The organism is Paraburkholderia sp. Ac-20347, from assembly GCF_017104805.1.
Taxonomy (GTDB): Bacteria; Pseudomonadota; Gammaproteobacteria; order Burkholderiales; family Burkholderiaceae; genus Paraburkholderia; species Paraburkholderia tropica.
The window spans coordinates 1-2,013 of the sequence record NZ_JAAGPN010000526.1; the positions used below are offsets into that span (position 1 = coordinate 1).

1 protein-coding gene and 1 pseudogene are annotated in these 2,013 nt (G+C 70.1%); both read right to left on the reverse strand.

The genetic code is table 11. From position 1 onward, the window contains the following. Positions 1-1,495 (reverse strand): DUF6600 domain-containing protein (locus tag G3N97_RS38355; protein WP_205997933.1); only part of this gene is annotated, 1,495 nt, incomplete at its 3' end. Positions 1,496-1,700: 205 nt separating this feature from the next. Then, positions 1,701-2,013 (reverse strand): annotated as a pseudogene (locus G3N97_RS38360) (transcriptional regulator); the annotation flags it as partial.

Here is a 2,013-nt window from a genome sequence, read left to right on the forward strand (position 1 = left end):
TCGGCGCGCGGGTCGCGACCACCTGACGCTGATTCAGCGACGCGGGCGGCCGGTAGTCGGCGCGGCGCATGTTCGGCCCGAAGCTGCCCTGGACCGGCGCGATGCCCGGCGTCCCCGACTGGATGCGCGCGTTTTGCCACTGACGCGGATCGACATGCTGCGCGAAGCGCGAAGTCGACTGGCCGTGCACGAAGGCCGTCGCGGGCACGGCGGTCACGGCGCCCGGCACGCGGTAATTGACGTACGTGTTGTGCACGTTGATGTTCGTGATGTTCACGTCGTGCCGGTAGTTGTTGACGACGACGTTCTGGTTCACGCGGTCGTAGTAGCGCGGGCTCCAGCCGCCCCAGTGCGGATGCCACGGCTCGCCCGGCCCGAGCGCGAACCAGGCCACGCCTGCCGCGGCCACGCCGCCGATCGCCAGATTCACGCCCCAGTCCGAGCCGCCGCCACCGCCGCCCACGAAGGCGACGAGCGCGGGCGCGTAGACGGGCTGCGCGGTTTCGACCATCGGACCCGGCACCCAGGCCCAGCTGTCGTCGACCTGCGCCCAGCGGCCGTAGTGATACGGCGCGAAGCCCCACGGGGCGTCGTCGACCCAGGTCCAGCCCCAGGGCGCTTGCCAGACCCAGTGGCCGTCGTGATACGGCGCCCAGCCTGTCGGCACCGAATTCGGCACCCACACTTCGCCGTACTGCGGGTTGTCGCGCCACGTGCCGTTGGCGTCGAGATCCTGATAGCCGGGCACGTCGCGCGAGACGTAGCGCGCCGAGACCGAGCGATCCTCGGCGGCGTCGCGCGCGAGCGCCCACTGGTCGAAGGCATCGGGCGGCGGGGCGGCGTCGCTGGCCACCTGTTGCAGGTTGGTGCCCGCGAAGCGGATCTGCTGGCCCGCCTGGATCGGCGTCTGGCCGTTCTCGCCGTAGACCGTCGCGCTGCCGCTGCGCACCGTCACGGTCGTGCTGCTGCCGTCGGGCGCGACATCGACGCGATAGTCGCCAGGACCGCTCACGCCGAGCGCGAGATTCGGCGTGTCGATTTCATACGCGCTGCCCGGCGGCAGTTCGCGCACGCGCGTCGAGAGCGTGCCTTGCGCCACCTTGAGCTGCGCGTTCGAATCGTCGAGATTGAGGACGTCGAGGCTCGTCTGCGGCCCCATGCGCACGGCCGTCGAGCCGATGTGCATTTCCGAGCGCGCGTTGGCGTCGTTCCAGAGCTGGTCGCCGGTCGTGAGCGGGCGGTTGAGCTGGGCGTAGGACCAGTCGGTCGCGCCCGCGGGTTCGGTGGTGACGGCGCCGGCCGTGTAGTCGAGACGCGCGACGCGTCCGGGCGGATCGCCGGCCTGCGCCGCGGCGGCGGGCGCCGTCTGGGCGTAAGCGGCCGGACTGGCCAGGTTGAGCGCGAAGGCGGCGAGCACGGCGCCGGCGATGAGCGTGTGAGCCTGTGCGCGGCGGTTGCGGCGCTGTGGCTGGAGCGATGAAGTGCACGGTGTCATTTTGGTTCTCCACGGCCCGCCGAACAGTTCGGGAAGCCATGTGGGGCACTCTATCCGCCCGGCCTGTTTCCATGCACACGGAATTGTTAAGGGCTATGCACTATATGTAACAGAACGTGTGGACTCTGCCGAAAACGACGAATTTCACCGCGATTTGCGGGGAGTTGTTGGGCATTTGTCAGAATTTTCGCGTCGTTCACATGCGTCAGGCGGGCGCGAAAGCGTCGAATTCGCGCTGACCGGACGGCGTAATGCGCAGCACGCGCGGACGGCTCGTGCGTTCGACCCAGCCGTTTGCCGTGAAGCGTTCGAGCAGCGCCGCGCCGAGCGCGCCGCCCAGATGCGGACGCCGCTCGCTCCAGTCGAGACAGGTGCAGGCGAAGCGCCGCCGCCGCGTGCGCAAGGCCGACAGATCGAGGCCCCACGCGGCGAGCCGGTCGATGCCCGCAGGCGTGGCGTCGAGGTCCTCGCCGTCGCGCACGAGCAGGCCGCCGTCGACGAGCCGCTCGAACACGCGC